The 1,212-nt window shown below is 57.3% G+C and carries 1 rRNA gene (running past both ends of the window); it reads left to right on the forward strand.

What is annotated here, in order from left to right:
• Positions 1 to 1,212 (forward strand): 23S ribosomal RNA (locus AB0J68_RS15455) (it extends past both window edges: 462 nt to the left, 1,729 nt to the right).

Below are 1,212 nucleotides of genomic sequence, written 5' to 3' on the forward strand. Positions count from 1 at the left end.
AACGTCAGTGGCTAGTCGAACAGTCTGGAATGGCTGACCGTAGACGGTGAAAGTCCGGTAGGTGAAAGTTGCTGACCTTCTGTGGGTGTTCCCGAGTAGCGGCGGACCCCTGAAATCTGCCGTGAATCTGCCAGGACCACCTGGTAAGCCTAAATACTTCCTGGTGACCGATAGCGGACGAGTACCGTGAGGGAATGGTGAAAAGTACCCCGGGAGGGGAGTGAAATAGTACCTGAAACCGTTCGCCTACAATCCGTCGGAGCCTTGCGGGGTGACGGCGTGCCTTTTGAAGAATGAGCCTGCGAGTTAGTGGCATGTGGCGAGGTTAACCCGTGTGGGGGAGCCGTAGCGAAAGCGAGTCTGAATAGGGCGATTCAGTCGCGTGTCCTAGACCCGAAGCGGAGTGATCTAGCCATGGGCAGGCTGAAGCGCGGGTAAGACCGCGTGGAGGGCCGAACCCACCAACGTTGAAAAGTTGGGGGATGACCTGTGGTTAGGGGTGAAAGGCCAATCAAACTCCGTGATAGCTGGTTCTCCCCGAAATGCATTTAGGTGCAGCGTCGCGTGTTTCTTGCCGGAGGTAGAGCACTGGATGGTCTAGGGGGCCCACAAGCTTACCGAAACCAGCCAAACTCCGAATGCCGGTAAGTGAGAGCGCGGCAGTGAGACTGCGGGGGATAAGCTTCGTAGTCGAGAGGGAAACAGCCCAGATCACCAGCTAAGGCCCCTAAGCGTGTGCTAAGTGGAAAAGGATGTGGGGTCGCATAGACAACCAGGAGGTTGGCTTAGAAGCAGCCACCCTTTAAAGAGTGCGTAATAGCTCACTGGTCAAGTGGTTCCGCGCCGACAATGTAGCGGGGCTCAAGCACACCGCCGAAGCTGTGGCATTCACATTTTAACCTCGCTTGGACTTGATTCCTTGTGCAGGTGTGTGGATGGGTAGGGGAGCGTCGTGCCGCGAGTGAAGCAGCGGGGTGACCCAGTTGTGGACGCGGCACGAGTGAGAATGCAGGCATGAGTAGCGAAAGAAGGGTGAGAAACCCTTCCGCCGGATGACCAAGGGTTCCAGGGCCAGGCTAATCCGCCCTGGGTGAGTCGGGACCTAAGGCGAGGCCGAGAGGCGTAGTCGATGGACAACGGGTTGATATTCCCGTACCCGCGAAAGAGCGTCCCTGATGAACCTCGTTGTGCTAACCACCCAAACCAGCTGCG

Source organism: Micromonospora sp. NPDC049580, assembly GCF_040675595.1.
Lineage (GTDB): Bacteria > Actinomycetota > Actinomycetes > Mycobacteriales > Micromonosporaceae > Micromonospora.